The organism is Kitasatospora sp. NPDC096147 (assembly GCF_044763225.1).
In the GTDB taxonomy this organism is placed as follows: domain Bacteria; phylum Actinomycetota; class Actinomycetes; order Streptomycetales; family Streptomycetaceae; genus Kitasatospora.
This window is the reverse complement of sequence record NZ_JBIWFX010000002.1, coordinates 956837-973037: the sequence shown is the minus strand read 5'-3', so window position 1 is coordinate 973037 and position 16201 is coordinate 956837. Positions and strand designations below refer to the sequence as shown.

Genomic DNA, 16201 nt, shown 5'->3' with positions numbered 1-16201 from the left:
CGTCAGAGTGCGGCCACCGGGGTGAGGGCCTGCTCCGAGACCTGCTCCGAGGCCCGCGCCGAGCCGGTCGGCGCCGGGGCCCGCAGCATGTCGGCGGCGATGGCGTCGGCGTCCCGGTGGAAGAGGGTGTCCAGGCCCGGCCTGCCACTGCCGACCTGGGTGAACCACCGGGTGTGCTCGGTCGGGACGCCCAGCGCGTACAGGTCCCGGTGGACGGTGCCGTCGGCGGCGACCAGGCGGAACGGCGCGGGGGTGACGTGGAGACCGCCGCTGTAGACGATCTCGCCGGTCAGCTCGTCGGCGTGCAGGTACTCGCCGACGGTGCCGTCGGCCAGCAGCGAGCGGGTGAGCGGGGAGGTGTCCCGGTAGAGGTCGGGGGTGGGGATCCGGGCGTCGATCAGGGTGGTGGCGGCCCGGGTGGATCCGTTCACCTGCGGGGAGTACACCAGGAAGCTGCCGCTCGCCTCGTCCGTGGTGAACTCGACCCCGGGGCCCGCGACTTCGACCACCCCGGCCTCGATCAGGGCGATCAGCTGCCCGACCCGGGCGATCGGCGGTCCGGCCGAGAGCAGCGAGTCCAGCGGCAGGAAGTCGCCCCGGAACTCGCGGACGTGGCTGTCGGGGCGCAGGCCGCCGAAGTCCACCGCCTCACGCACCACGTCCCGGAGGTCGCGCAGCACGTCGAGCGCGGCCTTCAGCGGTCCGTCGACGTTGCCCTGCTCGGCGGCGCGCAGGTCGGCCCGCATCACCTCCAGCATCCGGGACTCGAACTCCCGTGAATCGGCGAAGAGTTCACCTCGGAACGGGCGGGCCAGCGCCACCAGGTCGATCGGCTCGGCGGGCGTGGTGGCGCCACTGCGGCGGTGCGCCTCCTGATGCACGTGCTCCACCTCCCGGATCAGCAGCGGCAGCACGTCCTCGCCGAAGACCAGCTGGCCGCTGCCGCTCTCGGCCAGCCGGCGGGCCCGGGCCTCGGCCACCGCCCGCCGGGTGAGGAAGAGCGGGGTGTGGGTGTGGTCGGGGTCCTGCCGGTCCCGGCCCCGGGCCGGGACCGGCAGACCGCTGCGCGAGCCCGCGACGATCTTCGGCTCCAGGCCGCTGGGCAGGTACCGCAGCCCGTCCACGTCCAGCTCGAACAGCCCGCCCCGGCCGACGGTCAGGCTGAGCACCACGTCGTGGAAGGAGAGCCCGAGCCCCCGGACCGCCACCGTGGAGCCGGGCGGGACGGTGTTCCGGTCCAGCGCCATGTCGGCGGCCGAGTCCCCGCACAGGTAGGTGGTGCCCGGGTGGCGGCCGGTGAAGGCCAGCATCCGGTACTCGAAGCCGTCCGGCTGGTTGGTCGGGTGCCCGGTGGCCAGCAGCACCCTGTCGGCCTCGATCAGGTGCGGCACCGCGAACGGCGCCAGGTCCACCCGGAGCAGGTGGCCGCCGCCCGCGCGCGGCACGATGTGCTCCACCCGGCCGTCCAGCTCGACCACCTCGACCCGCGCCGGCAGGCTCTCCAGGACGCTGCGGTACACCGCCCGCAGGTACTGGCCGTAGCGCTGCCGGGAGGCGTGGTCGTCCGGGCCGAGCAGCGGCTCGCCGTGGGTCCGGGCCCGCTCGGCGATCCACTCGCCGAACGAGGGCCCGGCCCCGGGCCGGGCCGGGCCGCCGTCCGGCCCGCCGGAGTACATGGTGACCTGGCCGACCGCGGTGTTCATGGTGAACCACTCGTCCTGGTCGGTGCGCCACACCCGGCCGGCCCCGATCTCCACCGCGTCGATCACGTGCAGGCGCACCCGGCGGCCGGGCAGTTCGCCCGCGTTGAGCCGGGCGGCGAGGCGCTCCAGCACGGAGAGTCCGCGCGGACCGGCACCGACGACGGCGATGGAGAGGGTCTCGGCGGCGGTGGTGGCGTCAGTGGTCACGATTCCGTCCTTCGGTTGGCGGTCCGATCCGATGGGAAGACGCTACGGCCGCATTCCGGGAATTGTTCTCCGGGGCCACCGATGGGGCATCACGGAAAACCCGGAGGACGCCCTTTCGGGAATTCTCCGGGAAAAGCGGGACCGGGGGACGGCGTCATGGCCGTCCCCCGGTCCCGGGAGGAGTGCGTCGGTCGGGTGAGGGTGCGTCAGGCGGCCACGGTGGCCGGCCGCACGTGCTCCAGCTCCTCGATCTGCTGCCGGAGCTGCCGGCGCTGGCGCCGGTCCTGCTGGGTGAGCACCAGGGCGGAGGTGACCGCCGCGATGAGCACCACGTTCTTCAGGATGTACTGGCCCTCCAGGGTGCCGACGACCGGCATCACCCAGGTGACCTCGGGGAACAGGATCAGCGGTGCGGCCGTCCCGGCGATGTGGCCGAGGAAGACCAGGAAGGTGAGGCGGGGCACCCGGCCGCTCAGTAACAGGAGCCCGAACGCGACCTCGAAGGCGGCGATCAGCACGGAGGCGAGGTGTCCGTGCAGCACGCCGAAGGTCAGTGCCTCGGTGGTGCGGACCGCCAGCGGCTCGGCCGGGCTGAGCCCGACCCAGAACTTCGGCAGGCCGAACCAGATGTACACCAGGGCCACGCTGACCCGGAGCATCAGCGAGAGGCGGGCCTCCACGCTGATGGGCAGGATCCCGGCGCGGACGCGTCGTCGGAGGGTGACGGTGGCAGAACGCTCTCTGGTGGTGGTCATTTCTCGTGTTCTCGCTTTCTCGGGCACTCCGAGGGACAGGGAGTCCGCACCGAAATGGAAAGCGCTGGTACTGCATCCATTTCCTGTGGGGTTGTTCTTCTGTCATTAAAGGTACGGTCCACGCACCACCCGTGGCCGTCCGTCCCTCCGATGGGGGGTGCCCGGTGAACCCGATGGGCACCCCCGCCCGAGTCGGCGAGTCAGCGCTGACGCACCGTCACCACTGCGACCAGTTGAGGTTCCAGCCGCTCATGCCGTTGTCCGGGGCGACCTGCTTGCCCACCGAGCCCTTCACCGTCACCACGTCGCCGATGATCGAGGCGTCGTAGAAGCTGCCCGCCGGGGTGCTCGGCGAACCGTCACCGGCCGTGTCGTACAGGCCGATGCAGCCGTGGCTGGTGTTCTGGTTGCCGAAGACCGACTGGGCCACGTTCTTGCCGTGCACGTAGGTGCCGGACGGGGTGAGCCGCAGCGCGTGCGGCATCTCCACCTTGTAGGCCGCGCCCTCGTGGTTGGGCACCGTGCTGGAGTCCATCACGGTGGTGCCCTCCTTGCCCATCACCACCATGGTCCCGTTGAAGGTGTTCTGGGAGGCGGGCGAGCTGGCGCCGGCGCTGATCAGCAGCGTCTGCGGGGCCTTGCCCTCCTCCTGCACCACCATCCGCTTGGAGCTGGCGTCCGCCTCGCTGATCCGGGAGCGGCCGATGTTGAAGGTCTGGGTGCTGTTCACCTCGCCGTACACGCCCGGCGCGGTCTCCACGCTCTTCAGGTCGTACTTCACCGTGACCTTGCTGTTCGACTTCCAGTAGTGCTCCGGGCGGAAGTCCACCCGCTGGTTGCCGAACCAGTGGCCCTTGACCACCCGGTTGTCCTCGGTCTGGAAGGTGACCGCCTTCTCGACGGCCTCCTTGTCCTTCACCGGGGTGGTGAAGGTGAGCGAGACGATCATGCCGACGCCGTAGGTCGCGTTGTCGGCGACGTTGTCCTTCGGGCCGGCGCCCTTCTTCGGGGTCAGCGTGGTGAAGGTGCTCTTCTTGCTGGTCGCGATGCCCGCGGTGTCCACCGCCTGGGCGTCCACCTGGTACTCGGTGGAGACCGCCAGATTGCCGGTCGGGGCCCAGCCCAGACCGTCCGGGGTCACCGCGCCGGGCACCTCGGCGCCGTCCTTGCCGGTCACCTTCACCGTGGTCAGCTTGCCGCTGGCGACCGCGACCTTCAGCACGCCGGACGGCTTGACCTCCTTGGTCCCGTCCGCCGGCTCCACGCTCACCACGGCCGCCGAGGTCTTCGGCGCCTCCGCCGACGGCTTCCCCGTCGCGTCGCCGCCGCCCCCGCCCGTACCGCCGCCGCTGCCGCCGGTGCTCCCGCTGCATGCCGCCGTCAGCAGCAGAACTCCGCCGACCACGCCCGCCACCAGGGCCCTGTCTGCCCGCCTCATCCGTGCACTCCCAACATCGCCTTCGGTCTCTGTATACGTCCACACGGGTGGTGAAGGTTGCGTCAGACGGCCCGCTCCCGGTCACGAATGGGCAACAGCTGCGCGGACCTCCGCGTGACGGCCCGGTGAACGCCCCCGGACCCACCGGTCCGGCCCGGCACCGGAGGCCATCATCCGCCCCGGCTCCTCACCACCTGTCGGCGGGGCACCCCGGGAGTCGGGCGTCACCCCTCCGGCGGCCAGGGGGCGGGATCGGCGGCGGCCAGTTCGACGGCGGCGCGGGAGGCGGTCAGGCCCGGGAGGGTGCGGACGTCGGCCCCGGTCAGCCGGCGCCAGCGGCGCAGGTGGCGCTCCAGCACCTCCGGCGGCAGCAGCAGCGCACGGGCGGCGGCCGACGGGTCGAACCCGTGGTCGGCGAACGCCCGGACCGCCTCGGCCAGGTGCGGGTAGGTCCGGGCGGCGGCCACCGCCGGGGCGAGCAGCGGATCCAGCCGGTCCACGGCGGCGGCCGTCACCGCCAGCGGCCAGAGCTCCGCGTACCGCCACACGCCCGGCCGACCGGCCGCCAGGCGGTCCGCCGCACGGGCGTCCCGGACCGAGCGGCGGGCCGCGTCCGGGCCGATCCGCTCCAGGCCGACGGCCACGCAGCCCGGGCCGAGCAGCTCCGTCACGGCCTCCTCGTCCGCCCCCTGACCGAGCACCAGCAGGCGGTCCGTCAACTCGTCCACCGCGAACCGGCCCACCACCGCCCGCCCCAGGCGCTCGCGCAGCCGCTCCGTCCCCGCCTCCCCCGGAGCCGCCCCCGCCCGGCCGGCCAGCCAGGCCCGGCAGTCCGCCAGCGGATCGAAGCCGGCCCGCTCGGCCGCCGCCCGCAGCTCGCCCTCCGGCCCGTCCCCGGCCGCCAGCCGTACCCACCGCTCCCGGGCGGCCAGCACCTCCCGGTGCCCCTGCGCCAACGCCGCCACCAGCGCGGCGGACCACTCCCCCGGGTGCGCCCTCCGGTACCCCTCCAACGCCGCCGCCAGGCCGTGCCCCTCCGCCGCCCCGGCCGCCCCGTAGCGCCGGGCCTCCGCCTCCTCCACACTCACCACCTACGCCCCTCCCGCCCCAGGAGCGACCAACATAGCCGCCGCACGAGCCCCCCAACCAGGGCCCGCCGACACCCGTACGGGGCGCACGAAGGAGCACCGGGAAGCACGGGGGAGCGCGGCCCGGAAGCCACCCGACGGCCCGGTCAACGGCGACCGACCGGCACCGCCCGCGCGCCAGGACGGGCCGAACAGCCCCCACCCGGACCGGGACGGCCGCCGGGGCGGGACGCGGACAGGCGCCGGACCGGGCGCCGTCCCCGATCTCACACCCGCCGCACACCCCGCCCCGCCGCAGGCGCCCCACCCGCTCGGCACCCGAACCGACCACCCACACCCCGCCCCGCCCCTGGCACCCCGCCCGGCCGGTAGCGAACGGATCACCCCACACCCGCCCCGGCCCGCCGCAGGCGCCCCACCTGCCCACCACCACCGAACAGATCACCCCCATCCACCCCGCCCCGCCGCAGGCACCTCACCCGCTCGGCCTCCGAACCGACCACCCACACCCACCCCGCCCCAGGCACCCCACCTGCCCGGCACCACCCGACAGATCACCCCCATCCACCCCGCCCCGCCGCAGGCGCCGCCGCCCGGCCGGTACCGTCGGACGGGTCGTCAAGCGGAGGGTGGGCCATGGTGGGCGGGTTCCTGGTGGTGGGCGAGAGCGTGGCCGACATCGTGCGGGTGCCCGGGCGGCCGGACGTGGTGCACGCCGGGGGGAGCCCGGCGAACGTCGCGTACGGGTTGGCCCGGTTGGGGCGGCAGGCTGCGCTGCTGACGCAGCTCGGGACGGAGCCGGTCGGGGAGCTGATCGGCGGGCACCTGCGGACCGCCGGCGTGGAGCTGCTGACGGACGGTCAGACCGGTGTGCCGACCCCGACCGCCGTGGTGACCCTCGGCCCGGACGGTCAGCCGAGCTACGAGCTGGACGTCCGCTGGACCCTCGCCGACACCGAGGTGCCCCCGCCCGACCACCTCCACCTGGGATCGGTCTCCGCCGTCCTGGAGCCCGGCTCCACCGCCGTCCTGGCGATCACCGACCGCCTGCGGGCCGCCGGAGCCACCGTCAGCTACGACCCGAACGTCCGCCCCGCCCTGCTCGGCGAGCCCGCCGGGGCCCGGGCCCGGGTGGAGCGCTGCGTGGCGGCGGCCGACCTGGTGAAGGCCAGCGACGAGGACCTCGCCTGGCTCTACCCGGGGCAGGCCGCCCACGAGGTGGCCGAGCGGTGGCTCGCCCTGGGCCCGGCCGTGGTCCTGGTGACCAGGGGCGCGGCCGGCTCGGCGGCGTACACCCGCTACGTGGCGGCCGAACAGAGCGCCGCCCCGGCCGAGGTGGTGGACACGGTCGGGGCGGGGGACGCCTTCACGGCGGCGGTGCTGGACCGGCTGGCGGCCCGGGGTCTGCTCGGGGCGGCGGCCCGCCCGGCGCTGGCGGTGCTGGACCAGCGGGAGCTGACCCACCTGCTGCGGTACGCGGGCCGGGCCGCCGCCCTCACCGTCTCCCGGGCCGGCGCCAACCCGCCCACCGCCGCCGAGCTCGGCGGCTGAGTCCGGCCACCGGCAGACCCGCCGTCCGGCCGCCGTCTGACCGCCGTCCGACGGCGGTCAGACCACCGGCGGCATCGGATGCGCGGCCCCGGCGATCTCCAGCACGCAGACCGGCGGATCGCTCGGCCCGATCCGGACGGTGAACGGCACCGGCGGGTCCTCGGGCAGCGCGTCGGCGAGGACCCACGGCCCCCGGCCGGTCAGCCGCCCGCTGCCGACCTCCTTGCCGTCCACCAGCAACTCGGCCTCGGTGTGCAGGCCCTGCCGGAGGAAGACGGTGACGGAGTGCCCGCCGTGGTCGCGGTGGAACCGGTGCTGTCGCATCGCGCGCCCCTCTCTCCTGCCGCCTCCATCCTCCCCCGCCCCCGGACGGCCGTCCATCGGCCGCCCCGTCCGGGGTGCCGGACCCTGACCGCCCTCCCATACTGGGACAAAACTGGCACTCCGTCAGTTCGTCCCAGGAGGCAGCCATGTCCCAGGCATCAGGTCCGCTCTACGATCCGTCAGGCCCCGTACCCGCGCCGGGCGGCGCCCGCCGGTCGAACTCCGGAGCGGTCACCGGCCTGGTGCTGTTCGCCGGGGTGATGATGGTGGTCAGCGGGGTGATCGGGATCTTCCAGGGCGTGGTGGCGCTCGCCAAGGACGACGTCTACCTGACCACGCCGAACTACACCTTCGCGTTCAGCCTGACGTCCTGGGGCTGGATCCACCTGCTGGTCGGCATCGTGCTGGCGGCGGTCGGCTTCGGGATGCTCACCGGAGCGGCCTGGGCGAGGGTGGTCGGCATCGCCCTGGTCTCGCTGCACCTGGTGCTGAACTTCCTCTTCCTGCCCTACTACCCGCTCTGGTCGCTGATCGCCATCGCGATCGACGCCTTCGTGGTCTGGGCCCTCTGCACCTACCGCAGCTGACGCACGGCAGGCCCCCAGAGGGCCCGGACCACCCGGCCGGTCACATGTTGATCATGTGGCCGGCCAAGCCGTGCACGGCCTCCTTGACCGCCTCGCCGAGGGTGGGGTGGGCGTGCACGTTGCGGGCCACCTCGTGCACGGTGAGGTCCCACTGCTGGGCCAGCGTCAGCTCGGGCAGCAGCTCGGTGACCTCGGGGCCGATCATGTGGGCGCCGAGCAGTTCGCCGTGGGTCTCGTCGCTGATCACCTTGACGAAGCCGACCGGGTGACCGAGGCCGTGCGCCTTGCCGTTGGCGGTGAACGGGAACTTGGAGACCTTCACCGCGTACCCCAGCTCGCGGGCCTGCGCCTCGGTGTAGCCGAAGCTGGCGATCTGCGGCTGGCAGTAGGTGGCGCGCGGGATCATCGCGAAGTCCACCTCCATGGTCTCCGCGTCCGCGATGGTCTCGGCCGCGATGACCGCCATCGCCTCGGCCGCGTGGGCGAGCATCAGCTTGGCCGTCACGTCGCCGATCGCGAAGATGTGGTCGACGCTGGTCCGGCCCCGGCCGTCGATCGCGATCGCGCCCCGGTCGGTGAGCTTGACCCCGGCGTTCTCCAAGCCGTAGCCCTGGGTGCGCGGCGCGAAGCCGATCGCCTGGAGCACCTTGTCGGCCTCCAGCACCTGCTGCACGCCGTCCTTGGTGACGGTGACCTTCACCTTGGCCGCCGGGTCGCTGTCGTCGATCGACTCCACCCGGGTCGAGGTGAGCACCTGGATGCCCAGCTTCTTGTACTGCTTCGCCAGCTCGGCCGAGACCTCGGCGTCCTCCAGCGGCACCATCCGGTCCAGGAACTCGACGATGGTGACCTGCACGCCGTAGTTGTGCAGCACGTAGGCGAACTCGACGCCGATCGCGCCGGCGCCCGCGATGATGATGCTGCCCGGCAGCTGGTCGGTGAGGATCTGCTCCTCGTACGTCACCACCCGGTCGCTCAGGCTGGTGCCGGGCAGCAGGCGGGTGGAGGCACCGGTGGCGATGACGCAGTGGTCGAAGCTGACCAGCTCGAAGCCGCCGCCGTTCAGCGCGACCTGGATGGTGTGGTCGTCGACGAAGGTGCCGCGGCCGTCGTACTCGGTGATCCCGTTCTTCTTCATCAGGTAGTGGACGCCCTTGACCCGGCCGTCGGCGACCGAGCGGCTGCGCTTGAACGCCTCGGTGTAGTCGAAGCTGACCGAGCCCTCGACCTTGATGCCGAAGGTCTTGGCCTCCTTGGTGAAGATGTGCGCCAGCTCCGCGTTGCGCAGCAGCGCCTTGGACGGGATGCAGCCGACGTTCAGACAGACGCCGCCCCAGTACTTCGGCTCGATCACGGCCGTGCGCAGGCCCAGTTGGGCGGAGCGGACGGCGGCGGTGTAGCCACCGGGACCGGCACCGAGGACGACGACGTCGTAGTGTGCTGCGCTGCTCATGCGGGTGTGCTCCTGCGGTCGCTGTGATGAGGGCGGTGATCAGGTTGTCATGCCAGCCGCTCCCCGGCCATCCGCTCCAGCCGGGCGATCCGCTCGGCCATCGGCGGGTGGGTGGCGAACAGCCGGGTGCCGGCCTCGCCGGTGCGGAACGGGCTGGCGATCATCATGTGGCTGGCGGTCTTCAGGCCCGGCTCGGGCGGCAGCGGGAGGCGCTGGGTGCCGCCCTCCAGCTTCCGCAGCGCACTGGCCAGGGCGAGCGGGTCGCCGGTGATCCGGGCGCCGTCGGCGTCGGCCTGGTACTCCCGGGAGCGGCTGACGGCCAGCTGGATCAGCGAGGCGGCCAGCGGGCCGAGGATCATCATCGCCAGCATCCCGAACAGGCCCGGGCCGTCGTCGTCCTCGCTGCGGCCGAACGGGATCAGCCAGGCGAAGTTCACCAGGAACACCACCACCGAGGCGAGCGCCCCGGCCACCGAGGAGATCAGGATGTCCCGGTTGTGCACGTGGCTCAGCTCGTGGCCGAGCACCCCGCGCAGCTCGCGCTCGTCCAGCAGCCGCAGGATGCCCTCGGTGCAGCAGACGGCGGCGTGCCGGGGGTCGCGGCCGGTGGCGAAGGCGTTCGGCGCCTCGGTCGGCGAGATGTAGAGCCGGGGCATCGGCTGGCGGGCCGAGGTGGAGAGCTCGCGGACGATCCGGTAGAGCTGCGGCGCCTCGATCTCGCTGACCGGGCGGGCCCGCATGGCGCGCAGCGCCAGCTTGTCGCTGTTCCAGTACGCGTAGGCGTTGGTGCCGAGCGCGACCAGCAGTGCGAGGACGAACCCCGCCCGGCCGAAGAAGCTGCCGATCACCAGGATCAGCGCCGACAGCCCGCCGAGCAGCGCGGCCGTCCTCAACGCGTTGTGCCGGTGCACGCAGGCCCTCCAGGTGGTGCGGTGGGAAGCCCTTCTGACCTCATCCCTACTACGAGATCAACGCGCCCGCACGGGCCCTTCGTTCCCCGAGCAGTTCCGGTGCGTCAGAACAGCGAGCCGGAGACCACCTGGAGCACCAGCTGCGGAGCCACCGAGAGCACGCCCGCCGCTGCCGCCGTCAGGGCGATGCCGGCCCGCAGCGGGCCGGGGACCTGACGGACCGTCCCCTCCCCCGCCACGAACAGCTTCGCGGTCCAGGTCAGGTAGTAGGACAGCGCGATGACCACGTTGACCGCCATCACCACGGCCAGCCAGCCGAGGCCCGCGTCCACCGCCGCCCGGAACACCACCACCTTGCCGAACAGGCCGACCACGCCCGGCGGCAGCCCGGCCAGGCAGAGCAGGAAGAAGGCCAGTGCCAGCGCCGTCCACCGGTTGCGGGCGAACAGGCCCCGGTAGGAGTCCAGCGCGCCGCCGCCGCAGACCGCGACCACCGCGAAGGCGCCGAGGTTCACCACCCCGTAGACCAGCGCGTACGCGGCGGTCGCCCCGACCGGCTCGGCCGAGCCCGCGTAGCCGGCGGCGGCCAGCGGCACCAGCAGGTACCCGGCCTGGCTGACGGAGGACCAGGCCAGCAGCCGGACCGCGCCGTCCCGGTCGGCGCCGCGCTGGCGCAGCGCGGCGACGTTGCCGGCGGTCATGGTGACGGCGGCCAGCACCGCGAGCACCAGGCCCCAGGTGTGCCCGTACGGGCGGAAGGCCAGCGTGGTGACCAGGGCCAGCCCGGCCAGGCCGGCCGCCTTGCCGACCACCGAGAGGTAGCCGGCCACCGGCACCGGGGAGCCGACGTAGGTGTCGGGCACCCAGAAGTGGAACGGCACGGCGGCGGTCTTGAAGGCGAAGCCGACCAGGGTGAGCACCGCGCCCGCCTCGGCCAGGTGGCGCAGCTGGGCCGGAGCCTGCGTCAGACCCTCGGCCACGGCGGTGAAGTGCAGGCTGCCGGAGGCGGCGTAGACGAAGCCGACGCCGAGCAGCATCACGGCGGTGGCCGTGACGGAGGAGAGGAAGAACTTCATCGCGGCCTCGGCGCCCCGCCCGTCCCGGCGCAGCGCGACCAGCGCGAAGGACGGCAGCGTGACGACCTCCAGCGCGACCACCAGGGTGGCCAGGTCACGGGAGGCGGGCAGCAGGGCGGCACCGGCCGTGCTGCTCAGCAGCAGGAACCAGTACTCGCCGCCGGGCAGTTGCTCGGAGCCGACGGTGTGCACGGAGAGCAGCACCACCAGCAGCGCGCCGGCCAGCGCCAGCAGCTGGAAGACCAGCGCGAAGTCGTCGGCCACGTAGGAGCAGCCGGCGTCGGCGACGCAGAAGGTGGAGCGCGGGTCCCCGAGGGCGAGCGGCAGCAGGGCGGCCAGCGCGAGCACCAGGGCCCCGCCCGCCAGCCAGGACAGCAGCCGCTTCTGACTCCCCTTCAGGAACAGATCGGCCACCAGCACCACCAGCGCCCCCAGCGCGGCGATCAGCGGCGGGGCGATCGCCACCCAGTCGACGGACTGGACCAGCGAGCCCGGATCGGCGGCGGCGAGAGGAGTCATGACGGTCCGTCCCGGGGAGGTGGGCAGGAGGGTGAGCACGGGTCAGCCACCCCCGAGCAGGTGCTTGACGGCCGGGTCGGAGAGCCCGAGCAGCAGCGCGGGCCAGAGCCCGGCCAGCAGCGTGAGGGCGGCCAGCGGGGTCCAGCTGACGGCCTCGTGGCCCTGCACGTCGGCGAGCTCGGCCGGACCGTCCTGCGCCGGGTCGCCCATGCAGACCCGCTTGACCACGATCAGCAGGTAGGCGGCGGTGAGCAGGGTGCCGAGCCCGGCCAGCACCAGGTAGGTGAGGAAGGCCGGTCGGGACAGGCCGGCGGCCGGCTCGAAGGCGCCGTACATGGCGAGCAGTTCGCCCCAGAAGCCGGCCAGGCCGGGCAGGCCGAGGCTGGCCACGGCGGCGAAGGCGAGCAGCCCGCCGAGCCGGGGCGCCCGGCCGTAGAGCGCGGCGCCGGTGGCCCCGGCCAGGGTGTCCAGGTCGGCGGTGCCGTAGCGGTCCTTGACGGCGCCGACCAGGAAGAACAGCAGGCCGGTGATCAGGCCGTGGGCGATGTTGGCGAACAGCGCGCCGTTCACCCCCGCCGGGGTCATCGAGGCGATGCCGAGCAGCACGAAGCCCATGTGGCCGACCGAGGAGTACGCGATCAGCCGCTTGAGGTCGCCCTTGGCACCGGGCCGGGCCAGTGCCAGGCAGGCCAGCGAGCCGTAGACGATGCCGACCGCCGCCAGCGCGCCGAGGTACGGGGCCAGCGTGGCGGTGCCGTCCGGCACCACCGGGAGCAGCACCCGGACCAGGCCGTAGGTGCCCATCTTGAGCATCACGCCGGCCAGCAGCACCGAGCCGGCCGTGGGCGCGGCGGTGTGCGCGTCCGGCAGCCAGCTGTGCAGCGGGAAGGCCGGGGCCTTGACCGCGAGGCCGATCAGGATGGCCAGGGCGGCGATCACCTGGGTGCCGTGGCCGAGGCCGGAGCCGTGCCGCCGCGCCAGCTCGGTCATGTCGAAGGTGCCGGTCTGATGGCCGATCAGCAGGAAGCCGAGCAGCATCACGGCGGAGCCGAGCAGGGTGTAGAGGATGAAGCGGTTGGCCGCCGGGACGCGCTGCCCGCTGCCCCAGCGGGCGATCAGGAAGTACATCGGGATCAGCACGATCTCGAAGGCCAGGAAGAACAGCACCAGGTCCAGCACCAGGAAGGTGGCCAGCATGCCGGCCTCCAGGAGCAGCACCAGGCCGGTGAAGGCCCGGGCACCGGGGCCGTCCGGCAGCCGCTTGGTGGAGTACACCGCGCAGAGGAAGGTGAGCAGCGCGGTGAGCACCACCAGCGGCAGCGAGATGCCGTCCACCCCGAGGTGCAGGCGGACGCCGATCGCCGGGATCCAGGCCACGTCGGTGACGCCCTGGATCGCGGCGGGCCGGTCGTGGTCGAAGGCGGCGGCCACCGCGATGCCGCCGAGCAGCACCGCGCCGGTGACGCCGACCCCGAGGCGGAGCGCGGCCCGCTCGCCGAGCGGGGCCAGGGTGGCGGCGGCGCCGAGCAGGGGCAGCAGCAGGAGGCCGATGAGAAGCGCGTTCACCGACGGCCTCCGATCCGATGAGAGAGGGTCACGTGCCCACCGCCACCAGGACGGTGAGCAGCACCACGGCGGCGAGCAGCGCGCTCAGGTAGGTCTGGGCGTTGCCGGTCTGGGCCTTGCGGACGGCCCAGCCGAGCAGCCGGGCGCCCTGGCCGGTGCCCTGGACGTAGGTCTCGACGACCTCGCGGTCCAGGAAGCGGACCAGCCGGGCGGCGGCGGCCGTCGGTCGGACGAACAGCGCGGAGTACAGCGCGTCCACGTGGAAGCCGTGCAGCGCGGGCCCGTGCAGCGGGCCGAGCAGCAGCCGGCCCGGGTCGGTGGCCGGGGCGGGCTTGGGCACCACCGGGGTGAGCGACTCGGCGGCCGGGGCCCCGGGCTGCTCGGGCACCCGGGCGGCGGCGTCGATCGCCCGGGAGGTGACGGTCCGCCAGGCCGCCCAGCCGATCAGCAGACCGGCCACCGCCAGGCCGGTGCCGATCACCGCCGTCGCGGTGGACGGGCGGAGCTCGCCGCCGTCCAGCAGCGCGGGCAGCCAGTCGGCGCGCAGGCCGAAGACGCCGAAGGCCATGGTCGGCACGGCCAGCACCCAGAGCGGCCAGCGCATGGCGGGCGGCTCGGCCTGCTCCTCGTCCGCCTCGTCGATCTCCGGGGAGTACGGGGCGAGCTTCGGCAGGCCGGGCGGCACCAGCGAGCTGTGGAAGGCCAGCAGCCAGAGCCGGGCCGCGTAGGCGGCGGTGAGCAGCGCGGTCAGCCCGGCGGCCACCAGCACGATCCAGCCGGCCGCGGACGGGACGGCGCTCACCGGCCCGAGGCCGTTGGTCAGCGCCTCGCCGGTGGCGGCGTGCTCGGCGGCGGTGAGCACCGACTCCTTGGTGAAGAAGCCGGTGAACGGCGGCAGCCCGACCAGGGCGACCAGCGCGATGCCCATCGTCCAGTAGGCGTCCGGCACCTGCCTGCGCAGGTCCGGGACGCGGGCCAGGGCGGCCAGCGAGTTGGTGTGCGCGGCGTGGATCACCACGCCGGCCGCCAGGAACAGCAGTGCCTTGAAGGCGCCGTGCCCGACCAGGTGGAAGACCGCCGCCTGGCGGTCGCCGACCGCCAGCGCGCCCGCCATGTAGCCGAGCTGACCGACCGTCGAGTACGCCAGCACCCGCTTCAGGTCGTCCTGGGCCAGCGCGCAGAGCGCGGACCCGACCATGGTGACGGCGGCCATCACCGCCAGCACCACCAGCGCGGCGGTGGAGGCCAGGAAGACCGGCAGCAGCCGGGCCACCAGGTAGATGCCGGCCGCCACCATGGTGGCGGCGTGGATCAGCGCGGAGACCGGCGTCGGGCCGGCCATCGCGTCCGGCAGCCAGGTGTGCAGCGGGAACTGCGCGCTCTTGCCGGCCACTCCACCGAGCAGCAGCAGCGCGGTGAGGGTGGGGTGCGAGAGCTGGCCCTCGGTGGCGGCCTTGAGCACCCCGTCGATCCGGAAGGTGCCCGCGTCCGCGCCGAGCAGGAAGATGCCGATCAGGAACGGCACGTCGCCCAGCTTGGTGACCAGGAAGGCCTTGAGGCTGGCCGAGCGGGCGTCGGCGGTCTCCCAGTGGTGGCCGATCAGGAAGTACGAGCAGATGCCCATCACCTCCCAGCCGACCAGCAGCACCACCAGGTCCCCGGAGTAGACGACCAGGAACATCGCGGCGGTGAACAGCGAGACCAGCGCGGCGTAGGACGGGTAGCGCGGGTCGTCCTTGAGGTAGGCGGTCGAGTACACCTGCACGCAGGTGGCGACCAGCCCGACCAGCACCGAGATCAGCGACGAGTAGCCGTCCAGGTGGATCGCCAGCGAGAGGTCCGGGCCGCCGGTCGGCGCCAGCCGGGTGGCGGCGTCCAGGGTGCCGTCGGTGCCGAGCCGGAGCGCGGCGACCAGGGCCAGCACCGCCGAGGCGAGCACCGGCAGCACGGCCAGCGGCCTGGCCAGGCCGGGAGCGCGCCGGCCGGTCGCCAGGGTGGCGGCGGCGCCCAGCGCGGGGAGCACCGGGACCAGGATCGGGAGGGCGAGGTTCATGCGGCGGCCTCCGCCGGCTCTGCTGCGTCGGCGTCTGCTGACGGGTCGTCACCGAGGCCGTCGACCCGGTCGATGTCGGCGGTGCCACGGGTACGGAAGACCAGCAGCACGATGGCCAGGCCGAGACCGATCTCGGCGGCGGCCAGCGTGATGGTGAACAGGGTGAGTGCCTGCCCGGCGTGCAGGGTGTCCCGCAGCCAGACGTCGAAGGCGACCAGGTTGAGGTTGACGGCGTTCAGCATCAGCTCGACGGACATCAGCACCAGGACGGTGTTGCGCCGGGCGAGCACGCCGTAGACGCCGACGCTGAACAGCAGCGCGGCGAGCACGACGGGGTAGGCGAGGTGCATCGCGCTCAGCGCTCCTTCGGGGCGGTGGGCTTCGGGGCGGTCGTCGCCCGGCCCGCCCGGAGCTTGCCGGGGCGGGGCTTCGGCCTGTCGCCGTCCTTGCTGCGGGAGAGCACGATCGCCCCGACCAGTGCGGCCAGCAGCAGCACCGAGAGCGCCTCGAAGGGCAGCACCCAGTGCCGGAACAGGTACGTGCCGGTGGCCTTCGCACTGCCGCCGCCCGCGCCGAGGTCGATCCAGGAGGTGCGGAACGCGTCCACCAGCAGGGTCACCAGCACGGCGGCCGAGGCCAGGCCGACGGCGAGCGCGGCCCAGCGGTTGCCCGAGTCGGCGTCCGGGGAGCGGCCGATCGGGGCCTTGGTGAGCATCAGCCCGAAGAGCACCAGGACGACCACCGAGCCGAGGTAGATCAGCACCTGCACCCAGGCGATGAACTCGGCGGTGAGCAGCAGGAACTCGACGGCCAGGCCGCCGAGCGCCACCACCAGCCAGAGTGCGGCGTGCACCAGCTGACGGGTGGTCACGGTGAGCACCGCCGCGCCCAGCACGGCGACGCCGACCAGCAGGAAGACGATCTCCATGCCGGTCGGGGAGAGGAAGGAACGGGTGGCCGGCTCCAGCGA

14 protein-coding genes are annotated in these 16201 nt (G+C 73.6%); 2 read left to right on the top strand and 12 right to left on the bottom strand.

The window, feature by feature from the left end; all coding sequences use genetic code 11:
* Positions 1 to 2: 2 nt before the first annotated feature.
* The 4 genes from ACIRBX_RS09940 to ACIRBX_RS09925 all read right to left on the bottom strand — a co-directional run bounded on the left by ACIRBX_RS09940 (position 3) and on the right by ACIRBX_RS09925 (position 5191).
* Positions 3 to 1910, bottom strand: a complete 1908-nt coding sequence (locus tag ACIRBX_RS09940; RefSeq protein ID WP_402295096.1) for an FAD/NAD(P)-binding protein — start codon at positions 1908 to 1910, stop codon at positions 3 to 5.
* 206 nt (positions 1911 to 2116) lie between these two features.
* The gene (locus ACIRBX_RS09935; RefSeq protein WP_402295094.1) at positions 2117 to 2665 is read right to left on the bottom strand and encodes a hypothetical protein; all 549 of its coding nucleotides are present in this window, start codon (positions 2663 to 2665) and stop codon (positions 2117 to 2119) included.
* 217 nt (positions 2666 to 2882) lie between these two features.
* Positions 2883 to 4103 carry an Ig-like domain-containing protein gene (locus ACIRBX_RS09930; RefSeq protein WP_402295092.1) on the bottom strand — a complete coding sequence of 407 codons (1221 nt, stop codon included), beginning with the start codon at positions 4101 to 4103 and terminating at the stop codon, positions 2883 to 2885.
* Positions 4104 to 4327: 224 nt separating this feature from the next.
* On the bottom strand, positions 4328 to 5191 hold the full coding sequence (locus ACIRBX_RS09925) for a helix-turn-helix domain-containing protein (protein ID WP_402295091.1): 864 nt from the start codon (positions 5189 to 5191) through the stop codon (positions 4328 to 4330).
* A gap of 636 nt (positions 5192 to 5827) precedes the next feature.
* Here ACIRBX_RS09925 and ACIRBX_RS09920 point away from each other — a divergent pair.
* Positions 5828 to 6742, top strand: a complete 915-nt coding sequence (locus tag ACIRBX_RS09920) for a carbohydrate kinase (protein ID WP_402295090.1) — start codon at positions 5828 to 5830, stop codon at positions 6740 to 6742.
* Positions 6743 to 6799: 57 nt separating this feature from the next.
* Here ACIRBX_RS09920 and ACIRBX_RS09915 read toward each other — a convergent pair whose 3' ends face one another.
* Complete coding sequence (locus ACIRBX_RS09915) at positions 6800 to 7066, bottom strand: hypothetical protein (protein ID WP_402295089.1); 267 nt, start codon at positions 7064 to 7066, stop codon at positions 6800 to 6802.
* Between the two features lie 146 nt (positions 7067 to 7212).
* Here ACIRBX_RS09915 and ACIRBX_RS09910 point away from each other — a divergent pair, with 146 nt between their 5' ends.
* Entirely contained in the window at positions 7213 to 7653 is a 441-nt protein-coding gene (locus ACIRBX_RS09910; protein WP_402295087.1) for a hypothetical protein, read from the top strand.
* Between the two features lie 40 nt (positions 7654 to 7693).
* On the opposite strand, the gene lpdA is transcribed toward ACIRBX_RS09910, so the two are convergent.
* The 7 genes from lpdA to ACIRBX_RS09875 form a co-directional block, all read right to left on the bottom strand.
* Entirely contained in the window at positions 7694 to 9106 is a 1413-nt protein-coding gene (lpdA, locus tag ACIRBX_RS09905; RefSeq protein WP_402295085.1) for a dihydrolipoyl dehydrogenase, read from the bottom strand.
* Positions 9107 to 9153: 47 nt separating this feature from the next.
* Positions 9154 to 10017 (bottom strand): zinc metalloprotease HtpX, encoded by an 864-nt coding sequence (htpX, locus tag ACIRBX_RS09900; RefSeq protein ID WP_402295084.1) that lies wholly within the window; start codon positions 10015 to 10017, stop codon positions 9154 to 9156.
* Between the two features lie 104 nt (positions 10018 to 10121).
* Positions 10122 to 11612: an NADH-quinone oxidoreductase subunit N gene (locus tag ACIRBX_RS09895; RefSeq protein WP_402295082.1), complete on the bottom strand. Its 1491-nt coding sequence runs from the start codon at positions 11610 to 11612 to the stop codon at positions 10122 to 10124.
* Between the two features lie 42 nt (positions 11613 to 11654).
* The gene (locus ACIRBX_RS09890; RefSeq protein ID WP_402295080.1) at positions 11655 to 13178 is read right to left on the bottom strand and encodes a NuoM family protein; all 1524 of its coding nucleotides are present in this window, start codon (positions 13176 to 13178) and stop codon (positions 11655 to 11657) included.
* A gap of 28 nt (positions 13179 to 13206) precedes the next feature.
* The gene (locus ACIRBX_RS09885) at positions 13207 to 15231 is read right to left on the bottom strand and encodes an NADH-quinone oxidoreductase subunit L (RefSeq protein ID WP_402295078.1); all 2025 of its coding nucleotides are present in this window, start codon (positions 15229 to 15231) and stop codon (positions 13207 to 13209) included.
* Positions 15228 to 15581, bottom strand: coding sequence for an NADH-quinone oxidoreductase subunit NuoK (gene nuoK / locus ACIRBX_RS09880; protein WP_402295076.1), 354 nt, complete (start codon positions 15579 to 15581; stop codon positions 15228 to 15230). The genes ACIRBX_RS09885 and nuoK overlap by 4 nt, the downstream gene beginning before the upstream one ends.
* A gap of 5 nt (positions 15582 to 15586) precedes the next feature.
* Entirely contained in the window at positions 15587 to 16159 is a 573-nt protein-coding gene (locus tag ACIRBX_RS09875; RefSeq protein ID WP_402295286.1) for an NADH-quinone oxidoreductase subunit J, read from the bottom strand.
* Positions 16160 to 16201: the final 42 nt, after the last annotated feature.

Bases quoted from the DNA above. Each gene is read 5' to 3' on its own strand.
- ACIRBX_RS09935 (WP_402295094.1), bottom strand. From the start codon at position 2,665: ATGACCACCACCAGAGAGCGTTCTGCCACCGTCACCCTCCGACGACGC.
- ACIRBX_RS09930 (WP_402295092.1), bottom strand. From the start codon at position 4,103: ATGAGGCGGGCAGACAGGGCCCTGGTGGCGGGCGTGGTCGGCGGAGTT.
- ACIRBX_RS09920 (WP_402295090.1), top strand. From the start codon at position 5,828: ATGGTGGGCGGGTTCCTGGTGGTGGGCGAGAGCGTGGCCGACATCGTG.
- ACIRBX_RS09915 (WP_402295089.1), bottom strand. From the start codon at position 7,066: ATGCGACAGCACCGGTTCCACCGCGACCACGGCGGGCACTCCGTCACC.
- ACIRBX_RS09910 (WP_402295087.1), top strand. From the start codon at position 7,213: ATGTCCCAGGCATCAGGTCCGCTCTACGATCCGTCAGGCCCCGTACCC.
- lpdA (WP_402295085.1), bottom strand. From the start codon at position 9,106: ATGAGCAGCGCAGCACACTACGACGTCGTCGTCCTCGGTGCCGGTCCC.
- ACIRBX_RS09895 (WP_402295082.1), bottom strand. From the start codon at position 11,612: ATGACTCCTCTCGCCGCCGCCGATCCGGGCTCGCTGGTCCAGTCCGTC.
- ACIRBX_RS09885 (WP_402295078.1), bottom strand. From the start codon at position 15,231: ATGAACCTCGCCCTCCCGATCCTGGTCCCGGTGCTCCCCGCGCTGGGC.
- nuoK (WP_402295076.1), bottom strand. From the start codon at position 15,581: ATGCACCTCGCCTACCCCGTCGTGCTCGCCGCGCTGCTGTTCAGCGTC.
- ACIRBX_RS09875 (WP_402295286.1), bottom strand. From the start codon at position 16,159: ATGGAGATCGTCTTCCTGCTGGTCGGCGTCGCCGTGCTGGGCGCGGCG.